The 20,752-nt window shown below is 67.8% G+C and carries 17 protein-coding genes; 7 read left to right on the top strand and 10 right to left on the bottom strand.

Annotated features, from left to right (window positions below; all coding sequences use genetic code 11):
* Positions 1-25 precede the first annotated feature (25 nt).
* From benA to ACFVHY_RS15185, 4 genes are all read left to right on the top strand, one after another.
* On the top strand, positions 26-1,420 hold the full coding sequence (gene benA / locus ACFVHY_RS15200; RefSeq protein ID WP_390273209.1) for a benzoate 1,2-dioxygenase large subunit: 1,395 nt from the start codon (positions 26-28) through the stop codon (positions 1,418-1,420).
* 35 nt (positions 1,421-1,455) lie between these two features.
* The gene (benB, locus tag ACFVHY_RS15195) at positions 1,456-2,013 is read left to right on the top strand and encodes a benzoate 1,2-dioxygenase small subunit (RefSeq protein WP_390273207.1); all 558 of its coding nucleotides are present in this window, start codon (positions 1,456-1,458) and stop codon (positions 2,011-2,013) included.
* An 85-nt stretch (positions 2,014-2,098) separates the two neighbouring features.
* A complete protein-coding gene (gene benC / locus ACFVHY_RS15190; protein ID WP_390273204.1) occupies positions 2,099-4,933 on the top strand; it encodes a benzoate 1,2-dioxygenase electron transfer component BenC in 2,835 nt (944 codons plus the stop codon).
* Between the two features lie 29 nt (positions 4,934-4,962).
* Positions 4,963-7,707: an AAA family ATPase gene (locus ACFVHY_RS15185; protein WP_390273201.1), complete on the top strand. Its 2,745-nt coding sequence runs from the start codon at positions 4,963-4,965 to the stop codon at positions 7,705-7,707.
* Positions 7,708-8,039: 332 nt separating this feature from the next.
* On the opposite strand, the gene ACFVHY_RS15180 is transcribed toward ACFVHY_RS15185, so the two are convergent.
* The 5 genes from ACFVHY_RS15180 to ACFVHY_RS15160 all read right to left on the bottom strand — a co-directional run bounded on the left by ACFVHY_RS15180 (position 8,040) and on the right by ACFVHY_RS15160 (position 13,467).
* Entirely contained in the window at positions 8,040-9,557 is a 1,518-nt protein-coding gene (locus tag ACFVHY_RS15180) for a tannase/feruloyl esterase family alpha/beta hydrolase (protein ID WP_390273199.1), read from the bottom strand.
* 407 nt (positions 9,558-9,964) lie between these two features.
* Positions 9,965-10,624: a 3-oxoacid CoA-transferase subunit B gene (locus ACFVHY_RS15175; protein ID WP_390273196.1), complete on the bottom strand. Its 660-nt coding sequence runs from the start codon at positions 10,622-10,624 to the stop codon at positions 9,965-9,967.
* A gap of 10 nt (positions 10,625-10,634) precedes the next feature.
* Positions 10,635-11,468, bottom strand: a complete 834-nt coding sequence (locus ACFVHY_RS15170) for a CoA transferase subunit A (protein ID WP_390273194.1) — start codon at positions 11,466-11,468, stop codon at positions 10,635-10,637.
* Positions 11,465-12,232, bottom strand: a complete 768-nt coding sequence (gene pcaD, locus ACFVHY_RS15165) for a 3-oxoadipate enol-lactonase (RefSeq protein WP_390273191.1) — start codon at positions 12,230-12,232, stop codon at positions 11,465-11,467. Before pcaD ends, ACFVHY_RS15170 begins: the two co-directional genes overlap by 4 nt.
* The gene (locus ACFVHY_RS15160) at positions 12,229-13,467 is read right to left on the bottom strand and encodes an acetyl-CoA C-acetyltransferase (RefSeq protein WP_390273188.1); all 1,239 of its coding nucleotides are present in this window, start codon (positions 13,465-13,467) and stop codon (positions 12,229-12,231) included. Before ACFVHY_RS15160 ends, pcaD begins: the two co-directional genes overlap by 4 nt.
* A gap of 91 nt (positions 13,468-13,558) precedes the next feature.
* On the opposite strand from ACFVHY_RS15160, the gene ACFVHY_RS15155 reads away from it, so the two are divergent.
* Positions 13,559-14,446 carry a LysR substrate-binding domain-containing protein gene (locus tag ACFVHY_RS15155; protein ID WP_390273185.1) on the top strand — a complete coding sequence of 296 codons (888 nt, stop codon included), beginning with the start codon at positions 13,559-13,561 and terminating at the stop codon, positions 14,444-14,446.
* Between the two features lie 90 nt (positions 14,447-14,536).
* Here ACFVHY_RS15155 and ACFVHY_RS15150 read toward each other — a convergent pair whose 3' ends face one another.
* Together ACFVHY_RS15150 and ACFVHY_RS15145 are read right to left on the bottom strand one after the other, a co-directional pair.
* Positions 14,537-15,313 carry an enoyl-CoA hydratase gene (locus tag ACFVHY_RS15150; RefSeq protein WP_058249749.1) on the bottom strand — a complete coding sequence of 259 codons (777 nt, stop codon included), beginning with the start codon at positions 15,311-15,313 and terminating at the stop codon, positions 14,537-14,539.
* A gap of 70 nt (positions 15,314-15,383) precedes the next feature.
* Positions 15,384-16,445 carry an enoyl-CoA hydratase/isomerase family protein gene (locus ACFVHY_RS15145; RefSeq protein ID WP_390273182.1) on the bottom strand — a complete coding sequence of 354 codons (1,062 nt, stop codon included), beginning with the start codon at positions 16,443-16,445 and terminating at the stop codon, positions 15,384-15,386.
* Positions 16,446-16,533: 88 nt separating this feature from the next.
* On the opposite strand from ACFVHY_RS15145, the gene ACFVHY_RS15140 reads away from it, so the two are divergent.
* Positions 16,534-17,406, top strand: a complete 873-nt coding sequence (locus ACFVHY_RS15140; RefSeq protein ID WP_390273180.1) for a siderophore-interacting protein — start codon at positions 16,534-16,536, stop codon at positions 17,404-17,406.
* A 107-nt stretch (positions 17,407-17,513) separates the two neighbouring features.
* Here ACFVHY_RS15140 and ACFVHY_RS15135 read toward each other — a convergent pair whose 3' ends face one another.
* Together ACFVHY_RS15135 and ACFVHY_RS15130 are read right to left on the bottom strand one after the other, a co-directional pair.
* On the bottom strand, positions 17,514-17,645 hold the full coding sequence (locus tag ACFVHY_RS15135; RefSeq protein WP_390273178.1) for a hypothetical protein: 132 nt from the start codon (positions 17,643-17,645) through the stop codon (positions 17,514-17,516).
* The gene (locus ACFVHY_RS15130) at positions 17,642-18,133 is read right to left on the bottom strand and encodes a MarR family winged helix-turn-helix transcriptional regulator (protein WP_390273176.1); all 492 of its coding nucleotides are present in this window, start codon (positions 18,131-18,133) and stop codon (positions 17,642-17,644) included. The genes ACFVHY_RS15135 and ACFVHY_RS15130 overlap by 4 nt, the downstream gene beginning before the upstream one ends.
* A gap of 93 nt (positions 18,134-18,226) precedes the next feature.
* On the opposite strand from ACFVHY_RS15130, the gene ACFVHY_RS15125 reads away from it, so the two are divergent.
* Positions 18,227-19,708 carry an MFS transporter gene (locus ACFVHY_RS15125; RefSeq protein ID WP_390273174.1) on the top strand — a complete coding sequence of 494 codons (1,482 nt, stop codon included), beginning with the start codon at positions 18,227-18,229 and terminating at the stop codon, positions 19,706-19,708.
* Positions 19,709-19,972: 264 nt separating this feature from the next.
* Here the strand turns inward: ACFVHY_RS15125 and ACFVHY_RS15120 are convergent, their stop codons facing one another.
* Positions 19,973-20,728 carry a GntR family transcriptional regulator gene (locus tag ACFVHY_RS15120; protein WP_390273171.1) on the bottom strand — a complete coding sequence of 252 codons (756 nt, stop codon included), beginning with the start codon at positions 20,726-20,728 and terminating at the stop codon, positions 19,973-19,975.
* Positions 20,729-20,752 lie beyond the last annotated feature (24 nt).

The following is a 20,752-nucleotide window of genomic DNA, read 5'->3' as shown; positions in this document are numbered from 1 at the left end:
GCCCACTTTCTGGAGGTATACGACCATGACCGCGTCCGTATCGGAACACCTGAACCATGTGAACTCGGTCCTCGGCGACGCGGTCGTCGACGACCGAGACGCCGGTGTCTACCGCGCCAACCGGCGGATCTTCACCGATGAGGACATCTTCGAGTTGGAGATGAAGCACATCTTCGAGGGCAACTGGATCTATCTCGCACACGAGAGCCAGGTCCCCGAGCCTGGCGACTACTTCACCACTTACATCGGCCGGCAGCCCGTCGTCATCACCCGCGACAAGAACGGCGGGTTGCACTGCCTGATCAACGCCTGTGCGCACCGCGGCGCGATGATCTGCCGGCGCAAGACCGACAACCGGATGACACTGACCTGCCCGTTCCACGGCTGGACGTTCCGCAACGACGGGACCCTTCTGAAGGTCAAGGATCCCGATGGGGCCGGTTACCCCGACACCTTCGACGTCGGCGGCTCGCACAACCTGACCAAGGTCGCCCGCTTCGACAGCTACCGCGGCTTCCTGTTCGGCAGCCTCAACGGCGACGTCGCCTCGCTCGACGAGCATCTCGGCGACACCCGACTGATCATCGACATGCTCGTCGACCAGTCGCCGGACGGACTCGAGGTGCTCCGCGGCGCGTCGACCTACACCTACGACGGCAACTGGAAAGTGCAGGCGGAGAACGGCGCCGACGGCTACCACGTCACCGCCACCCACTGGAACTACGCGGCCACCACATCGCGACGCGGCACCGGCGAGTCCAAGAACGACACCAAGGCACTCGACGCCGGCGGCTGGGGGAAGTCCGGGGGCGGCTACTGGTCCTACCCCAACGGTCACCTGTGCCTGTGGACCTGGGCGGCCAACCCGCAGGACCGTCCGCTGTGGGACCGCATGGACGAGCTCAAGGAGATCCACGGCGACGCCAAGGGCGAGTTCATGGTGAAGGGGTCGCGCAACCTGTGCCTGTACCCGAATGTCTATCTGATGGACCAGTTCTCGACGCAGATCCGCCACTTCCGTCCGATCGCGCCCGACAAAACCGAGGTGACGATCTACTGCATCGCGCCCAAGGGTGAGAGCGACTCCGCGCGGGCTCACCGCATCCGCCAGTACGAGGACTTCTTCAATGCGTCCGGGATGGCGACTCCCGACGACCTCGAGGAGTTCCGGTCGTGCCAGCTCACGTTCCGGGCCCAGGCCGCGCCGTGGAACGACATGAGCCGCGGGGCCGAGCACTGGCTCACCGGGCCCGACCCCGTCGCGGAATCGCTGGGCATGACCGGGGTGATCTCGGCCGGCGTCAAGAACGAGGACGAGGGGCTCTACCCGGTCCAGCACGGCTACTGGCTCGAGCGGATGCGCGCGGCTGCCGCGAAGGAAGAGGCGGCTGCCGAACAAGCAGCGGCCCCAGCCCAGTAGACCGCCGCCCAGCCCACCGCCCTGAAGGGAGCACCATGACCACCGCTGAGACCCATTCCGCCGCTGCCGATCCCGCCGGGTCGGCCATATCCACCGGCGGAAAGCTCATCACCCAGAACATGATCGAGCAGTTCCTGTACCGTGAGGCGCGCTTTCTGGACGACCGCGAGTTCGAGAAGTGGCTCGACTGCTACGCCGACGACGTCGTCTACTGGATGCCGTCATGGGACGACCGGGACCGCCTCACCGAGGACCCCCACCGCGAGATCTCGCTCATCTACTACGGCAACAAGGGCGGCCTCGAGGATCGGGTGTTCCGGATCCGCACCGAGCGGTCCTCGGCGACGTCACTGCCGGAGCCACGGACGAGTCACAACGTCACCAACGTGGAGGTCATCGACCGGCGTGGTGACCTCGTCGACGTCCGATTCAACTGGCACACCATGTATTTCCGGTACAACACCGTCGACCCGTATTACGGGACCTCGTTCTACACGATCGACTTCTCCGGCGAGCATCCGCTGATCAGGCGCAAGACGATCGTGCTGAAGAACGACTACATCCATCACGTCGTCGACGTGTACCACTTCTGACCGGTCCCCGATCCCATTCCCCATCGGCCCATTTCCCGTCAGCCCATTTCCCGTCAGCCCATTTCCCGTCAGCAAGGACCGTTCCATGACTGTCACCACGGAGGCGGGTGTCCGCAGCGGCACCGGCGACACCGACGCGACCACCCATCAGGTGGCACTGTCTTTCGAGGACGGGATCACCCGATTCATCATGTGCCGAGAGGATCAGACCGTCGCCGACGCGTCGTATCGTCAGCGCATCAACATTCCGCTCGACTGCCGCGACGGCGCATGCGGCACGTGTAAATCGTTCTGCGAGTCCGGAGACTACGACGGCGGCACGTACATCGAGGACGCCCTCAGCGACGACGAGTCGGCACAGGGTTACGCGCTGCCGTGCTGCATGACGCCGAGATCCGATCTCGTCCTGCAGATCCCGGCGACGTCGGACATCGCCAAGACACAGGCGGCCAGATTCACCGGGACCGTGGTCGAGCTCGACCGACTGTCGGAATCCACCGTCCGGTTGGGTATCCGCATCGAAGATCGCGGCCAACTGGCGTTCCTGCCGGGTCAGTATGTGAACATCGAGATCCCCGGCAGCGATGACGGGCAGGGCAACCCGGTCACCCGGTCGTACTCATTCGCCAACGGACCGCACGAAGATCGGCTGACCTTCTTGATCAAGCTGACGCCCGGCGGGGCCATGTCGACCTATCTCACCGACCGCGCCGCCCGGGGTGAGTCGATCGCCTTCACCGGTCCGCACGGCTCCTTCTTCCTCCGCGAGGCGGACCGTCCGGTGCTGTTGCTGGCCGGTGGCACCGGGGTGGCCCCGATCCTGTCGATGCTGCGAAAGTTACACTCGGACAACAGCCGACGCACGGTCCACCTCATCTACGGGGTGTCGACCGACGTCGACCTGGTGGCCGTCGACGAGATCGAGTGGTTCGCCGGCCGACTACCCGGGTTCACCTGGGACCACTGTGTCTCCGATCCGGCGAGCTCGGCACCCAACAAGGGTTACGTGATGAGCTTGATCGGCCCGCGCCACCTCAACGACGGCGACGTGGCGATCTATCTCTGCGGCCCTCCACCGATGGTGGAATCGGTCCGGCAGCATGTCACGCAGGCCGGAATCGAACCGACCGGCTTCTACTACGAAAAGTTCGCGCTCGCCGCGCAAGAAACACCGGAGGCCGATGCCTGCGCGGATCCGGGCAGTGTGACAGACACCGTGGTCATCCGCGACGAGGTGCCCGACAGTGACTCACCGCCGACGATTCCGCTGCCGCCGGTCGACTCACCGGCCATCGACGACACAGTGCTGCTCGCACCGGATGCACGAGCGATCGCGGGACAAGAGACGCTCCCGTCCACCGAACTCGACCCGTGGTCGGGCCCCCGCCCTGGCACCATCGACGACACACGGTGCGCGATCGCCGGTCAGCCGATCTGGCGCAGCGGGTCGGGCGAGGCGATCCTGGACCACGATGCAGGTGCGGTGCAGCTCACTGCATCACAGCCGGGCGGCCCGGCGCGTTCGATAGCCGGACAAGAGGTCTTCGGCGCATCGGACATCTCGCAACTCCACGAGTACATTCCGGCCGTGGTGCCGGCGTCTCCCGGCGGTGACGAGTCTCCCCCGCCGACCGTTGTCGGCTCGCAGGGGTATCAGATCGGCGAGGAACATCCGGGGATCTCGGAGTCCGACGCCCTCTTCGAGGCGCGAGCCGCACTCGAACTCGGCGCTCTGGAATTGACCTTCGGCCGACTGACGACGCAACAGCTGGCGGGCTACCGGTTGCTCGCCGACGCCACGGTGCCCCACGTCGACGGCGACCGGTTCGTCGATTCCGCCGAGTACACCGAGACCAACGCCGCGTTCCACGACTATCTGTTCCTGCTCACCGGCAATGATCACCTGCTCGAGGCCTACAAGGCCCTCGGTGTGAAAGGCCGCATGAGCGAGGTGTTGCGGAACGCGACATGGTGTCACCCGCTGTGCGCTCAGGACCACCTCGACATCGTGACCGCGTTCACCTCCGGCGACCACGACGCCGCCCGGGATCTGATCGTCGCCCACGCCGACCGCTCCAAGCAGACCATGCGACGAGCGATGTCCGACGAGATCGGCTCTCGGCGACCACGTTTCGTCACTCCGGGCCGGTTCACCGGCAAGGTCGTGGTGATCACCGGTGCCGCGCAGGGTATCGGGGAGCAGACCGCGCGGCGGATCAGCGCCGAGGGCGGGCAGGTCGTGCTGGCCGACCGCTCCGTACTCGTCGACGACGTCGCCCGCGAACTCGCCGGCACCGGGCCCGGTGCGGTGTCGGCCGTCGCCGACCTCGAGACCTTCGGCGGTGCCGAGGCCGTCGTCCGGCGTGCGATCGACTCCTACGGCCGCGTCGACGTCCTCATCAACAACGTGGGCGGCGCGATCAACTTCAAGCCGTTCACCGAGTTCACCGACGAGCAGATCCGCGCCGAGATCGACCGGTCGCTGATGACCACGCTCTTCACCTGTCGCGCGGTCTTGCCGTCGATGGTGCGATCGGGGCGCGGTGTGATCGTCAACGTCTCGTCCGCCGCGACCCGGGGAATCCACCGGATTCCCTACTCCGCGGCCAAGGGCGCGGTCAACGCGCTCACCGCGTCCCTGGCGCTGGAGTACGCCGACGAGGGCATCCGGGTCGTCGCCACGGCACCAGGCGGAACCGACGCACCACCGCGCCGCATCTCTCGTGGCACCCCCGAACCGCGCAGCGACACCGAAGCGCGGTGGTACCAGGCACACATCGACCAGACCCTCTCGTCGTCGACGATGCACCGGTACGGCACCCTCGACGAGCAGTCGGCCGCCATCTGCTTCCTCGCCTCGGACGAGGCGTCGTACATCACCGGGACCGTGCTGCCCGTCGCCGGCGGTGACCAGGGTTGAGCCGCCCTGCGAGCCCCTAGTATGGACCGATGATGGTCACCGGCGGGTGTGTCGGCCGCGACCGCGAGATCGAGTTGCTGTCGTCGCGGCTGGACGCCGTGTCGGAGTCGGGTTTTCTGGCCGTCACGGGAGATCCCGGCATCGGCAAGTCGACGCTGTTGAGGCACCTGGTCCGGCGGCGACTGGCCGCTCCGACAATCGGACCCACGTTGTGGGCCGCGGTCTCACCGTGGCGAGCCCACACACCCGGCGCGCTCATCCGGCAGTTGGTACAGGACCGGCTCGACGCCACACCCGCGACCGCTACCGTCACAGCTACCGACCCGACCCCGCACGACCTGCTCGACGCACTGCTCGCAGCGGTCACCGCCACTGCGGAGACATCGACCCAGATGCCCGGCGACACAGCCGTACTCATCGCCGTCGACGATGCCGACCTCGCCGACGAGGAGTCGCTGCAGGCGTTGGTCTCGCTCACCCGCGAACACCGTGATCGCCGAATCCTCGCCGTCATCACCATGTCTCGGCCGGGTGCCCGGCTCGTCGGCAACACACTCGACGAGCTACGACTCGAGGGCCTGGACGCACCGGGTACGGCGGACATCGCCGCGCAGCGCGGCATCGTGTTGCACCCGGCGATGCGCGAGGAACTGGCCCGGCACACCGGCGGGAATCCGCGCGACATCGTGGCCCTGCTCGATGAGGTCCCGGCGGGCGCCTGGTCCCGCACCGGTGTGGGGTTGCCCGCGCCGGCCCATGTGGTCACGACGGTCCGCGGCCGGTTGCCGGACACCGGGACACCGGGACGGGCGCTCATCGAGGCGCTCGCCATCCTCGACCCCGCTGAGCCCCTCGCCACCGCGATCGCGCTCGCCGGGATCACCGACCCCCTTGCCGCGATCGACGCCGCGCAGGCAACCGGTCTGGTGACGGACGACGGGGCGCTGACACCCGCGGAGGCGCAACCGCGGCTCGCCGGCCCCCTGGTGCGGGCCGCCGTCCTCGAGGTCCTCGGCATGAAGACCGTGGGCGACGCCCACCGCCGGGCCGCGGACCTGGTCGACGACCCCGCCCGACAGCTCCATCACCGCGTCGCGGCCACCTCGACGGTCGACGCCGCTCTCGCCGACGCCCTCGTCGACCTGGCACGTGCCCGCGGCGCCGACGGTGCGTGGGCCGAGGCGGCCGGGCTGTACCGTCAGGCGGGCCGGCTCACCCCCGATCCGTTGCAGCGCGACACACGGGTGACGCTCGCGGTCGATTCGCTGCTCGCCGCAGGCGACTGTACCGGCGCCGGCGCGCTGGTCCCGACCGTGGAGAGCCTGCGCGAGACACCGCTGCGCAACGCGACCCTGGCGTACCTCGCCATCCTGCGGGGCCGGTCCGCGGAGGCACAGCTGCGTCTCGACCGGGCGTGGGCGATCGTCAACGTCGAGCGCGAGCCCGATGTCGCCGCCCTGATCGCGCAGCGTTACGTCCTGCACAATCTGGTCCGGTGCCAGGGCACCGAACTGGTCGACTGGGCCGATCGTGCGAATGCGATGGCCGACGCCGGGTCGGCAGCCCGGGTGGAGGCCGCCGTCATCCGCGGGCTGGGACTGGCGTGGTCGGGACACCCGGATGCCGCACGCGCCGAGTACAAGACCGTCTCCGAACGAGTTCGGTACGGCGCGCAGGCGCAGCGCGCGATCATGGGACGCGGTTGGCTCGAGCTCGGCCTCGACGAGATCGACGCGGCGCGTACCGATCTCGAAACCGCCGTGTCGATGGCGCAGCTCGGTGGCTCCACCCGGATCACGTTGTGGGCGATGGCCTGGCTCGCCCGGGTCCAGTTCCTCACCGGCGACTGGGACGAGGCCCTGCGTGGCGTCGAGACCGGTCGCGCGCTGGCCCGCAGCAGCGGCATCGCGCTCACGACGCCCCTGCTCAACTGGACTGCGAGCCAGATCCATTCGCTGCGCGGGAACTGGGAGGACGCGCATGGGAGTATCGCGCAGAGCAGCACCTCCATCGGCGACTACGAGATCATGCGGATACCCGACCTGCTGGCCCGGGCCCAGCTGGCGGAGGCCGCGGCCGACTACGGCAGGGTCCGGCGAATACTGACACCGCTGGTCGCGATGGCCGAGTCCGTCCCGGCCCTGTCCGAGCCGGGCCTGTGGCCGTGGGTCGACGTCCTCGCCAACGCACTGGTTCTCGAGGGACGGCACGAGGCCGCCGACGACCTGCTGCGACGCTATGAGATCCGGTCTGCCGAGCGGGGCCACCGGTCGTCGGCAGCCCGGATGAAATACGCACGCGGCCGCCACCTCGGCGCGACCGGTGACATCCACGGAGCACGACGCACCTTCGAAGAGGGCATCGAACTCCTCGACGGTCTCGGCCTGCGCTACGACCAGGCGCGGGTGAACTTCGCCTATGGTCAGACGTTGCGACGTGCGGGCAAGCGCCGGGCCGCCGACACTGTCATCGGGACCGCCCGCGACCTGTACCTGTCGCTCGGCGCGACCACCTACGTCGATCGCTGTGAACGCGAGCTGAAAGCCGGCGGTCTCGCGACGTCGCGTGGTGAGAACCGCGCCGCTGTAAAGGATGCCGTCGAACTCACTCCTCAGGAGGAGGCAGTGACCGCCCTCGTCGCGCGCGGTCTGTCGAATCGGGAAGTTGCGGCCGAACTCTACATCTCACCGAAGACGGTGCAGTATCACCTGACCCGGATCTACGCGAAGCTCGGCGTCCGGTCCCGCGCCGAGCTGGCCGCCACCCGCAGATGACCTCGCTCCGTGCGCATTTGCCGCCCGGCTGAGTACGGCTGATCGTGCCGAGAGTGCGACGCCGCCCAGAAGAAGGGGCTCGCCGCCCGCGGCACTCCATGTCGACGAGGTTGAGCCATGACCCTCGGCGGGCGCTGTTCGGCAGAGTGCGCTGCGGTTCCGGGCGCGACGGTGAACTGAGCGTGTCGAGCGAGTTCGCTGCCCTGCTCACGCGTGAGGCACTTCCGATTGCATGGGCAGAGAACGTTGGCTCTCAGCGGAAGTGCCACCGCCCCACGTCCTGTCAGATCGCGGGGCGGTGGCGAGCACGTGACGGTGAGCAGTGCGCTGTCTCAGGCTCGTTTCACGCCGTAGGTGACAACGAGTCCGCGGGCCGATTCCACATCACTCACTGCGGGACCGACCGGATCGATGTGGTCGGGAGCAACGCCCTGCTCCACCCACTTCATCAACGCGGCCATCCCAGCGGCCAGATCGATGTTGGCGCCGTCGGTGATCGGGAACCCGTGGCCCTCCCCGGAACACAGGAGTAGTCGGGCGAACTGCCCGACCTCGTCGAAACCACCCATGGTCTCGAGCAGGCGATCGTAGTAGTGGCAGGTGCCCTGCACGAAGATGACCTCGTCATCGGTTCCATGGGTGATCAGCAGTTTCGATCCGTTGTCCCGGAAGGCCGTGAGATCAGGATCGTCGATGGCGACATGCGCGAACTTCTCCTGACCGAACTCGAACAGCCGGGCGTATTCGTCGAAGTCCAGACTCGTCCAGTCCCAGGTCGGGTCCTCGAGCAGCCATGTCTGGAACCACGACACCGCCACCGGCACCGGGTCCGGCGTCAACTGTCCATCTGCATCGGACTTCACACAGCACAACCCGAGACCCGGCGCGATCGCTCCCCACGACTCGACTCCCGGTCGGAGCCCGAACCACAGTCGCTGCCCGTCGGGTGTATGCGGTCCGTCCCAGATCGTCTTCATCACACGCGCATCGTTGTCGGTGATCGGCCCGGCACTCGTGTCCTGGCCGACAACGGTATAGGGGTCGAACGACGGGGTGTCGGGACTGGCGATGAACGCCCACCCCAGGCCGTGCTCGGCGTTGAACTCGGCCACCGCGGCCTCACGGAACGCCTCGAGTTTCGCCACAGCCAGAACACCGAGTTCCTTCATGACCAGCGCCGGCCACAACTCCGCCGGAATGAACCGCGTCCAGTTCATCGCGGGCATCTGCGACCAGATGCCGTCGTAATCATCGGGATGCAACATCGCCGAGGCCATACCCTGCCGTCCCCCGCCCGACCCACCCTGGAAATACGACACCCGCGGCGCCTCGCCATGGATGGCGGCCGTCACGGCCTTGCCGATCACCGTCATCTGATGGGTGCTCTCATGCACCCAGTTGTCGACCAGGACATCGTCATTGGCACCCGACGAAAGATCGAACTGCCAATCGAACACCCGGTCATCCCCACCGACAGCCCCATCGGTGTTCGCGGCCGAGAAACCATTCTTCACCGCCGCGACCAACGGCGACAGTCCCACCGTCAACCGATTGCCGCCGCCGGCCGTGCCCATGAACCGACCATTCCACACCAGCGGCACCCACACCGTGATCTTCTCGGTGTGCTTGTCCGAACATGCACGTTCGATGTGCACGGCGCAATAGTCCGGCATCGATTCCGCGGTGAAGCCCGGTATCCCGAGTACGTGTTCGGGGATTTCGACTGTGCCCGAACGGTTGACGGACACATCCGTCACGGTCACACCCGGAAAACCCGCCAACGCGGCCGAAATGGTGTCGACATCACAATTGGCGAGAACGCGATTCTCCACGTCGACGTCGTCCGGCATGGTGATCCATTGACCCGCCGACACACGGCCTATCTCCTGCATTCGAAAAAGTCCTCTCAACTATTCTCTGCGCCATACAGTCTCGACGCAGCGCGTCACCGGGCCCGTCGCGAGTACGAACCATCCGACCTGCACGGTAACAAGACATATCCGTGGTACGACTACGGGAAATGCCTAGTGCCGACCAAGGGGCGCCGAACCGACTCATCACTGCGACGGATCGAACATGCAATCCAGCCCAGCACCGGTTTTCGGATCCTCGGACACCGCCCAGTCATCTGGCCACGCGACTCCGCTGATCAACGGGTGCGGCCATACACGCCGACCGAATGGACGGCCGCACCGAACGCCCGGTCGATGATCCGGTACGGATCACCAGCACCCGACGGCCTGTACCTGCGGCAGGCCTACGCCCCGGCCGTCGCGTAGGCCTCGGTACGGTCGGTGACCGGCGCACGGGTCCGGTCCTCGACCGTCCCCAGGTCCACGCCCGGGGCGAACTCGACGACGTCGAATCCCGTTCCGGCGATGTCGAACACACCGAGGTCGGTGATCACGCGACTCACCACGCCGCGGCCGGTCAGCGGGAGCGCGCAGTGCTCCAAGAGCTTGGGCTCCCCCTTCTTGGTGACGTGGTCCATCAGCACGATGACCCGGCCTGCACCGTTGACGAGGTCCATGGCGCCACCGATACCTTTGACGAGCGCCCCGGGCACCATCCAGTTGGCCAGGTCGCCGTTCATCGCGACCTGCATGCCACCCAGGACCGCGACGTCGACGTGGCCGCCGCGGATCATCGCGAAGCTCGTAGCCGAATCGAAGTACGACGCCCCGGGCAGCACCGACACGGTCTGCTTGCCCGCGTTGATGAGGTCGGGGTCGACCTCGTCGTCGTAGGGAAACGGGCCGACGCCGAGAATGCCGTTCTCCGCATGCAGGTGGACGCCGGAGTTGTCGGGCATGAGGTCGGGAATCATGGTGGGCAAACCGATCCCCAGATTGACGTAGTCGCCGGGGGTGAGTTCGCGGGCGGCGCGGGCGGCCATCTCGGTACGGGTCCAGGTCATGTCGACACTCCTAGGCTGACGGCGATGCGGTGGGACGTTCACGGACGGTACGCTTCTCGATCCCCTTGCGCGCGACCTGCTCCGGGGCGAGCTCGACGATCCGCTGCACGAAGATGCCCGGCAGATGGATCTCGTCGGGTCCGAGCTCGCCGACCCCGACCACCTTCTCCGCCTCGACGATCGTGATGCGCCCGGCCATCGCCGCCGGCGGGTTGAAATTTCGGGCGGCGGCGTGGAATCGGCAGTTGCCGTCAGTGTCGACGACGGCGGCCCGGATGAGCGCGTAGTCGGTGACGATCGACTCCTCGAGGACCATCTCCCGACCGTGGAAGGTCCGCACCTCCTTGGGCGGGGACGCCTCCGCGATGGTGCCGTCGGAGTGGTAACGCCAGGGCAGTCCGCCTTCGGCGACGAGCGTACCGACGCCGGTGGGGGTGAAGAACGCCCCGATCCCGCTTCCGCCGGCGCGCATCCGTTCGGCGAGGGTGCCCTGAGGCGTGAGTTCGACGGTGACCTCGCCGGACAGGAACTGGCGCCCGAACTCCTTGTTCTCACCGATGTAGGACGCGACGACCCGATCGATGCGCCGGGCCTCCAGCAGCAGACCCAGACCCGCACCGTCGGCTCCGCAGTTGTTGGAGACGATGGTCAGGTTCGCCGCCCCCTGCTCGAGGAGCGCGTCGATCAGGAAGCCGGGGATGCCGGCCAGCCCGAAGCCCCCGACCGCGATACTCGCACCGTCGGGGATGTCGGCGACCGCCTCGGCCGCCGACGCCGCGAGTTTGATCGGACCGCCGGGACGGTCGAGAACCGTTGTCGTGGCGGCACTGTCGCGAGTGCTCATGGCTGCTCCAGATGTTCGATGAGTGCGGGAGTGATGGTGTCGGCTTGTTCCGCGTTGGCCAGGTGGGCCGAGTCCGGGACCACCAGCAGGCGGCCGTTCGGCACGGCATCGACGACGTCGCGCAACAGATCCGGCGGGGTGGCCGGGTCGTCGGCACCGGCGATCGCCAGCGTGGGGGCGATGATCGACGACAGGCCGGATCGCTGATCCATGGCGGCGATCGCTTCACAGCAGGCCGCGTATCCCTCGGCGGGGGTGGCGGCGACCATCGCCTCGAACCCCTGTCGCGCGTCGGTGTTCGCGGCGAGGTAGCCAGGAGTGAACCACCGCTGGACCACGGCCGTGGCGACCGCCGAGGTGCCCTCGGCTCTCACGAGCGCGGCACGGTCCGTCCAACCCTGCGCCGGTGGCAGATACGCCGCCGTGCACAGCAGGGCCAGCCGATCCACTCGTTCGGGATTGCGTGCGGCGACGCGCATCATGGTCATCCCTCCGAGCGAGAGGCCGACGAGGTGTGCTCGTTCTATGTCGAGGCGGTCCAGCAGCGCGATCACGTCGTCGGCCAGCTCGTCGATCGAGTACGGCCCCGGTGGCACTGGCGAATCGCCGTGCCCGCGGGTGTCATAGCGCACCACGCGGAACCGCTCTTCGAGCGCGGCCATCTGGGCGTCCCACATCCGATGCGTCGACCCCAGCGAGTTGGACAGTACGACCGCCGGTCCGTCGGGGCGCCCGGTGACGACGGCGTAGACCTGCGCGCTCATCGGGTCGCCTCGAAGATCGCGGCGAGTCCCTGTCCGCCGCCGATGCACATCGTCTCCAGGACGTACCGGGCGTCGCGCCGGCGCGCTTCGTACGCCGCGGTGGCGAGGATGCGGGCGCCGGTGGCTCCGATGGGATGACCCAGTGAGATGCCGGACCCGTTGGGGTTCAGTCGTTCATCGGTCGGGTCGACCTTCCACTCCGCCAGGCAGGCGAGCACCTGGGCGGCGAAGGCTTCGTTGAGTTCGATGAGATCGATGTCGTCCAGCGTGAGGCCGGCGCGGTCGAGGGCGGCGGCGGTGGCACCGACCGGGCCGATGCCCATCACCTCGGGCTCGCACCCGGTGACGGCCCACGAGCGCAGTGCGAGAAGGGGTTCCAGTCCGCGGCTCTCCGCCTCGGCGCGCGTGGTGACCACGGCCATGGCCGCACCGTCGTTCTGGCCCGAGGCGTTTCCGGCCGTGACCGTCGACTCCGCGTCGATCTTGAGCCTGATGGGACGCAGCGCTGCAAGCGATGCCGCAGTCGCGTCCGCTCGCGGGTGTTCGTCGCGATGGACGACGGTGTCGGGACGGCCGCGTCGGCCCGGGATGGTGACGGGCACCAATTCGTCGGCGAAGCGACCGCTGTCGTGCGCCGCGATCGCCCGTTCGTGGGATCGGGCGGCGAACTCGTCCTGCTCGGTCCGCGAGATGCCGTACCGCGCACGGAGATTCTCGGCGGTCTCGATCATCCCGCCCGGAACCGGGTGCGACTCGCCGCCCGCGGTCAGACGCCCGCGGTCGAGGCGATCGCGGAGTTCCACGCCACCCTGCTTGATCCCCGACCGCAGGCCCAGCGCGTAGTGCTCGACGGTTGACATCGACTCGGCGCCACCGGCGACGACGAGCCGCGCGCCCCCGGTTGCGACCATCGACGCCCCGGTCAGGATCGCCTGTAACCCCGAACCGCAGCGACGGTCGATCTGCATTCCGGGTACCCCGACTCCCAGACCGGCGTCCAGAGCCGCGATGCGACCGAGCGCCGGCGACTCACCGTTGGCATAGCCCTGCCCGAGGATCACGTCGTCGACATCACCCTCCTCGAGTCCGGTGCGCCCGACGAGTTCGCGAAGGAGGTCGGTGGCCAGGCGGGTGACGGGCACGGTCGACAGCGCCCCGCCCATGCGCCCGACCGGGGTACGCAGTGGCGAACAGACAACGATGTCGGTACCCGCGTCCGTGGTGAGAGAAGCCATGAGTCCACCCTAGGAACACGCAGCGATATGCAGAAGTATCCGTATTGCGGTGTTTGATATGCAGCAGATATCAACGCTCTAGACTGACTCCATGGAACTGCGACACCTGCGCTACTTTCGCGCCGTCGCCGAGGAGTTGCACTTCGGCCGGGCCGCCGAGCGGCTCCACATGGCCCAGCCACCGCTGTCTCAGCAGATCCGCCAGCTGGAGGACGAGCTCGGTGTCGCACTGCTGGTCCGGTCGACGCGTCGTGTCGAGCTGACCCCGGCAGGTGCGGATTACCTGCAGCGCGCCGTCGCGATCCTGGACTCGGTCGACGCCGCCGCCCAGCAGGCGCAGCGGATCGCCGACGGGCGGCAGGGAAACCTCGCGATCGGGTGCGTGGGTTCGGCCACCTACTCGTTGTTGCCCGCGCTCGTACGCGCACTGAGCGACGAACTCCCCGATGTGGACGTCCGCGTTCGCGGCGAGATGCTGGCACCGGCACAGATCGCCGCGCTCGCGTCCGGGGACATCGACCTTGCCTTACTGCGCATGCCCATCAACACCACCGGACTGCGGGTCGAGTCGATCCGCCGCGACCGCCTCATCGTCGCTCTGCCCCACGATCATCCGCTCGCCCACGGCGCATCGGATACGCCCGTCGACCTCGCGCTGCTGGCGGGCGACGACTTCATCGTGCACGCGGGCAGCGGGAAGTCGATCATGCACGGGGTGTTGTCGGCGGCCGCCGGACGCGCGGGATTCGTCCCCCGCATCCGGCACGAAGTCGAGGAGACGTCGACGCTGGTGACACTCGTCGCAGCGCGGGTGGGAGTCGCCCTGGTCCCCGAACCCACCTCGGCGCTCGGAGTGCCCGGCGTCGTCTACCGCCCGCTCGACACCGACGACGAGGTCGAACTGGCCGTCGCGTTACCCGACGGGCGTCGGACCCCACTCGTCGAGCGGGCCCTGGCGGTGTTGCGCACCCTCTCCTGAACGCCGCAAACCCCACCCCTTTTCGGTATTTCCACCCGCCACACAGGGGGTGGAAACACCGAAAAAAGGTGGGTTTGCGAATGTCTCGGATCAGCGGTGGGTGAAGTTCGGGTCCCGCTTCTCGACGAAGGCAGCCATGCCCTCGGTCTGGTCGTCGGTCGCGAACGTGGAGTAGAACAGCGCACGCTCGGCGCGGACACCCTCGACGAGGCTCGACTCGAAGGCGCGATTGACCGCGTCCTTGGCGGCGGCGGACGCGATCAGCGACTTCGAGGCGATGACCTCGGCGACCTCGATGGCGGCGGCGCGGCAGTCCTCCTTGGGTACGACGCGCGAGACGAGGCCGAGGCGTTCGGCCTCGTCGACCTTCATCTGCCGCCCGGTCAGCACCATGTCCATCGCCTTGGCCTTGCCGACCGCGCGGGTGAGACGCTGCGAACCGCCGATCCCGGGGATGACGCCGAGGTTGATCTCGGGCTGACCGAAGACGGCGTTGTCGCCGGCGATGATGGTGTCGCACAGCATCGCGAGCTCGCAGCCGCCGCCGAGGGCGTAGCCGGTGACTGCGGCGATGATCGGCGTGCGCGCCCGCGACAGCTCATCCCAGGCACCGAAGAACTGCTCGTTCACCACGTCCGCGTAGGACTTCGACGACATCTCTTTGATGTCGGCACCCGCGGCGAACGCCTTCTCCGAGCCGGTGATCACGATGGCGCCGATCCCCTGGTCGACGTCGAACTCCCGGACGGCACCGACCACTTCGTTCATCAGCTCGGTGTTGAGGGCGTTCAGTGCCTTGGGGCGGTTGAGGGTGATGATGCCCACCCGGCCGCTGGTCTCGACGATGATGGTCTGGTGTTCGGTCACGGTGAGTCCTCTTTCGGTTCGATGACGGGCGGGATGTTACGGGCTGACCCCCACCCGGGGAAGGTCTCGGTCAGGCGGTCGGAAACGTGAGGTCGTCGGGCAGCGGCGCGAAGAAGGCGTCGACGGCGTCCTCGGAGAACGTGGCCCACTTCGGATCGCGGTCCTTGTCGATCACCTGGGCGCGGATGCCCTCGGCCATGTCGGGATGCAGCAGGCAACGCACCGACACGCGATACTCGCGCACCAAGGTGTCCTCCAGGGTCGCGTCGCCGGCTGCCTCGCGCAGCGAACGCAGGGTGACGGCCAGTGCGGTCGGGCTCTTCGCCTCGATCGCGTCGGCGGTCTTGTCCGCGAAGGGCGAACCCACCGCGCGGCATCGTTCGACGATCTCCGAGACCGTATCGGCCGCAAACGCTTCCGTGATCCATTCACGGTGTTCGGCGAGCTCGGAGGCCGGTGCGTCGACGGCGTGCGCGGACAGTGCCGCCTCGATTCCCGACTCGCCGATGGCGGCGCGGAACGCCGGCAGCGACTCCGACGGGACGAAGTGATCGGCCAGGCCCATCGCGATGGCGTCGGCGCCGCGCAGGTGACCGGCGGTGAGGCCGGCGTAGGTTCCGAGTCCGTCCGGAACGCGTGAGAGAAGATGCGTGCCACCGACATCGGGCACAAAGCCGATACCGACCTCGGGCATCGCGAGTTTCGTGCGGTCGGTGACGATGCGGATGTCGCCGTGCGCGGAGACCCCCACCCCGCCGCCCATCACGATGCCGTCCATGATCGCGACGTAGGGCTTGGGATAGCCCGAGATCAGCGCGTTCAGACGGTATTCGTCGAACCAGAACTTCGCCGACGGCGACTGCTCTGCGTCACGATCGGTCGACTGGGGATTACCGCTCAACGCGGACGCGTCGCGATGGATGGCGACGATGTCGCCACCGGCGCAGAGGCCCCGCTCACCGGCGCCGGAGAGTACGACGACATCGACCGCGTCATCGGCGGCCCAGGCCGCGAGGTGCTCGGCCATCGAGCCGACCATCTCGTGATCGATCGCGTTGATGGACTTCGGACGGTTCAGGATCAGCGACCGCGCCGACCCGTTCTCCTCCGTCAAGACCGATGGTTCCGACACGGGCGAACTCCTCTCCACACCGACAGTTCTCCGATGGTTGCATATCCTAGTAACCGGGGTCCAGCCCGACTCAGGTTAGGGTTACCTCATGGGCTATTCCAGAGCACGCGTTGCCGACGTCGCCGACCTGACGCCCAATCTGCGTCGCATCGTCTTCGACGTGAACGATCTGCCAGGACTCGGCTTGCCCGGCGGCGCCGACGAAGCCGTGGGCATCTACTTCCCACACGACCCCGAGCGTGTCACACCGGATATGGAATGTCGCGACGGCACGTGGGCCTATTACGACACCGACCCCGCACCCGACGGCCGCAACTACTCGATCCGCTCGGTCGACCACTCCGCCGGCACCATGGTCGTCGACTTCGTCATCCACGCGGCCGGCCCTGCAACACTGTGGGCCCAGCGCGCCGAAGCGGGGCACGACGTGGTGATGACGCACGCGCGGTGCTGGTACGCACCACCCGCCGGCGTCGAACGCCTGATCCTCGCCGCCGATCTGGCCGGACTCCCTGCCCTGGCCCGAATCCTCGACGAACTGCCGTCGACCGACGGTGTCACCGCCGTGGTCGAGGTGCCCGCCCCGACCGAACTGGTCTATCTGCCCGAGCGCGACGTCGAGCTGATCACGCTCGTCGGCGGCAACTCCCGCACGCCGAGCCGTCTCGCGGACACGGTCTGCGGACTCACCCTGCCGACCTCGGGCGCGTACTGCTGGTTCGCCGGCGAGGCGGCGGAGTCGCGCGCGATCCGCAAGCACCTGCGCGGCAATCTTCGCTGGGACCGCCGGTCCTACGACATCATCGGCTACTGGCGTGTCGACGCCGAGCGATGGACGCAGGCCTATGTGGAGCGGGGCGCGGAACTGTTCGCCGTCTATCGACAGGCGCTCGACGACGGCAAGAGCGAGAAGCAGGCGTCCGAAGAATTCGACGAGGCGCTCGAACGGGCCGGGCTCTAGTACTCGACGACCATGCCGCGGGAGCACGATCTTCGACGACGCATACGCCACCGGGCCCGTGCCGCTGCGCCGGCGTCGGACCACCCGGGTGGCCCCCTCGGGTGCCGTCAGATCGCGATGACCTCGGCGTCGCGCTGATCGACCCCGATCACGGTGTGACCGTCCGCGCGCAAGGCGGCGGCCACCGCCGAATCCATCCCCGACTCCGACCCGTCACCACCTATGTGCAACCGGGTCACGCCAATCCCCTTCTCCCAGTGTCGGATTCATCGGCCGCGCCGTGCCGGTGCTGGGTCCGCTCGTAGGCGTCGTTGAAGGCACGCAGCTCGTGGAGCAGGGCCTGCGGCGAGCCCGGGGCCAGATCGGCGAAGACCTGCTCGAGCCGTTCGGCACGCAGCAGACCGTCGCGCCGGAACGCTTCTCGCCCGGCCTCCGTCGGGCGGATCAATTTCGACAACGAGTCCTCGACCTCGAACCGCTCGACGTAGCCGTGTTTGATGGCGGCGTTGACCTGCCGGTTGACCGTCGACTGTTCGAGCTGGAGGTCGGCGGTCAGCTCCCGCAACGTCCGCGGCCGACCGTCGGAGAGAATCCAGAGGATCGCGAAGGCCGAGCGTTCCAGCCCGACGCCGGGGTGCACCAGGCTGCGACGCCGCGACATCCGCAGCAACTCCTGCGCCAGGTCACGATGCACCGGCGACTGCCAGGGCGCATGGTCCTCCGACATCTCTCCTCCATCTCTCGACGTGGACAATCTACTGTCCGATTTGCATGTGTACAGTACATATGTATGCTGCATACCTCGAAGGAGGTCTCTCCCATGACCCAGGTACGAGGTTCCGCGCCCGAGCTGACCGACGACGCGTCCGACGCCGTCGAGAAGGCACCCGCCGGCGCGATCGGCAGCGTCGTGGTGCTGTGTTTCGGCGGCCTGGTCGCCTCGCTGATGCAGACGCTGATCATCCCGATCCAGCCCGACCTGCCCCGTCTGCTCGGGACGTCGATCGGCAACGCATCGTGGATCATCACCGCGACCCTGCTCGCGGCCGCCGTGGCCATGCCGATCGCCGGACGCCTCGGCGACATGTTCGGCAAGCAGCGTGTCCTCTTGGTGAGTGCGGTGCTGCTCACGGTCGGTTCGCTGATCTGCGCGCTGGGTGATTCGCTCATCCCGCTGATCATCGGACGCGGCGTGCAGGGCCTGGCCATGGGATTCATCCCCGTCGGTATGAGCCTCATCCGAGAGATCACTCCGCCCCGGATCACCTCGATGGCCGTCGCCGCGATGAGTGCCACGCTCGGCGTCGGCGGTGCGATCGGCTTACCGCTGGCGGCCTGGATCGTGCAGACCTGGGATTGGCACGCCCTGTTCTACGTGGCAGCCGGTCTCGGCGTCCTCGTCACGGTCGCGGTCCTCGTCCTGGTCCCGCGCGTGAACGACGCCGCGGGCGGCCGCATCGACATCCCCGGCGCCATCGGGTTGGCCGTGGGACTGTCCGCCTTCCTCATCGCGGTGTCGAAGGCCAACGACTGGGGCTGGACGTCCGGCGCCACATTGGGACTCGGCATCGGCGGAATCCTGGTGCTGATCGGATGGGGATTCTTCGAACTGCGCCAGCGTGAGCCGCTCGTCGACCTGCGCACCACCGCACGGCCCGCCGTCCTGCTGACCAACATCGCCGCCGCGGCGATCGGCTTCGGCATGATGGCCCAGTCCATCGTGCTGCCGATGCTGCTCCGCCTCCCGGAGGCCACCGGTTACGGTCTGGGACAGTCGCTTCTGGCCGCGGGCCTGTGGATGGCGCCCGGCGGACTGATGATGATGATCTTCGCGCCCATCTCGGGCATCCTCATCAACCGGATCGGCGCCAAGATCACCCTGGCCATCGGCGCCGCCATCCTGGGATGCGGCTACCTGCTCGCCTTCTTCCTCATGGACGCGGCCTGGAAGCTGATGCTGGCCTCGATAGTGTGTGCCATCGGTGTGGGGGTCGGTTACGCGGCGATGCCGACCCTGATCATGGGATCGGTGCCGGCCACCGAAGCCGGTGCCGCCGTGGGACTCAACGGACTCATGCGTTCGCTGGGCACCACCGTCGCCTCCGCCGTGATGGCACTGATTCTGGCCAGCGCCACGATCTCGCTCGGCGGCACCGAGGTGCCCGACGAGTCGACGTTCACCTGGTGCTTCCTCGTCGCCGCGGCCGCCGCCTTCGTCGGGATGGCGATCACACTGACCATCCCATCGCGTCGCGGATCGTCGAATGTGCCGGAGCAGCAACTGCTTCCGGCTCGGGGCTGATGCGGGTACCGCTTCGTTAGAGGGCGCATGGCCCCCTGCTCCCTGAGGAGCGAGCTTGCGAGCGTCACCCCCGGCTCCCTGAGGAGCGAGCTTGCGAGCGTCACCCCTGCTCCCTGAGGAGCGAGCTTGCGAGCGTCACCCCCGCTCCCTGAGGAGCGAGCTTGCGAGCGTCACGAAGGGTCTTCGCAACCCGACTCACCAAGACCCTTCGTGACGCGCCCTTCGCAAGCTCCGGGCGCTCCTCAAGGAGCAGAGGGCGCCGGCTCACTCCGGCCGCGGGTCGGCGGTGCGACGGAGCGTCACCCGATACGTGTAGTGCTCGGGGAGGAAGTGGCTGACCGCGAGTTCGACTGCCCGGCCGCGTGAATCGGTGTACAGCCGGTCGACACGCAGCACCGTGTGCCCCACCGGGCATCCGAGCCGGGCGGCGGTCTCGGCATCGGCGACGGTGGCGGTGATCGACTGCGCACACTCCTCGATCGGGTGCACCAGATGAGGTTCCAGCAGGCCGATCATCGTGTGATCACTCCGCGCTCCGGTCTCGACTTCCGGGGCGTCGATCACGAGGCGTGCGACCGACTCCGGCCACCACACGGTGGTCACCACGAACGGAACGCCGTCGTGGAATCGCTGGAAGACGATGCGGTACACCACGTCGGTGTCCAGTCGCAGACGACCGGCCGCCTCGAGATCCACGCGGCGCGAGGGTGATTCGATCACCTGCATCTCGGTGTCCGTCGACAGGTTCATCAGGTCCTCGATCGAACCCAGCTGGCGCAGGTACTGACCCGCGGTCTCGGTCGCGAACGTTCCCCGGCCGGGCACGCGGTACACCGAGCCCTCGGTCACCAGTTCGAGGAATGCGCGGCGGACGGTCTGCCGGCTGAGCCCGTACTCCTGGGAGAGCTCGGATTCGGTCGGCAGCCGCACACCGCCGGCGTATCTGCCCGCGACGATCTGCGCGCGCAGTTCCGCGGCCAGCGTCTTGTACGCAGGTGCGGACTGCTCGGACTCGCGCATGGAACCCACTCTCCCGCCGGACGA

Origin of the sequence: Gordonia sp. NPDC127522 (genome assembly GCF_042672305.1) — a bacterium.
GTDB classification, from domain to species: domain Bacteria; phylum Actinomycetota; class Actinomycetes; order Mycobacteriales; family Mycobacteriaceae; genus Gordonia; species Gordonia hongkongensis.
Note: the sequence above shows the minus strand (reverse complement) of the source record. Positions and strands in the feature narration are given on the sequence as shown.

Bases quoted from the DNA above. Each gene is read 5' to 3' on its own strand.
- benB (WP_390273207.1), top strand. From the start codon at position 1,456: ATGACCACCGCTGAGACCCATTCCGCCGCTGCCGATCCCGCCGGGTCG.
- ACFVHY_RS15130 (WP_390273176.1), bottom strand. From the start codon at position 18,133: ATGTCGGAGGACCATGCGCCCTGGCAGTCGCCGGTGCATCGTGACCTG.
- ACFVHY_RS15160 (WP_390273188.1), bottom strand. From the start codon at position 13,467: ATGGCTTCTCTCACCACGGACGCGGGTACCGACATCGTTGTCTGTTCG.
- benC (WP_390273204.1), top strand. From the start codon at position 2,099: ATGACTGTCACCACGGAGGCGGGTGTCCGCAGCGGCACCGGCGACACC.
- pcaD (WP_390273191.1), bottom strand. From the start codon at position 12,232: ATGAGCGCGCAGGTCTACGCCGTCGTCACCGGGCGCCCCGACGGACCG.
- ACFVHY_RS15155 (WP_390273185.1), top strand. From the start codon at position 13,559: ATGGAACTGCGACACCTGCGCTACTTTCGCGCCGTCGCCGAGGAGTTG.
- ACFVHY_RS15170 (WP_390273194.1), bottom strand. From the start codon at position 11,468: ATGAGCACTCGCGACAGTGCCGCCACGACAACGGTTCTCGACCGTCCC.
- ACFVHY_RS15140 (WP_390273180.1), top strand. From the start codon at position 16,534: ATGGGCTATTCCAGAGCACGCGTTGCCGACGTCGCCGACCTGACGCCC.
- ACFVHY_RS15180 (WP_390273199.1), bottom strand. From the start codon at position 9,557: ATGCCGGACGACGTCGACGTGGAGAATCGCGTTCTCGCCAATTGTGAT.
- benA (WP_390273209.1), top strand. From the start codon at position 26: ATGACCGCGTCCGTATCGGAACACCTGAACCATGTGAACTCGGTCCTC.
- ACFVHY_RS15185 (WP_390273201.1), top strand. From the start codon at position 4,963: ATGATGGTCACCGGCGGGTGTGTCGGCCGCGACCGCGAGATCGAGTTG.
- ACFVHY_RS15120 (WP_390273171.1), bottom strand. From the start codon at position 20,728: ATGCGCGAGTCCGAGCAGTCCGCACCTGCGTACAAGACGCTGGCCGCG.
- ACFVHY_RS15175 (WP_390273196.1), bottom strand. From the start codon at position 10,624: ATGACCTGGACCCGTACCGAGATGGCCGCCCGCGCCGCCCGCGAACTC.
- ACFVHY_RS15125 (WP_390273174.1), top strand. From the start codon at position 18,227: ATGACCCAGGTACGAGGTTCCGCGCCCGAGCTGACCGACGACGCGTCC.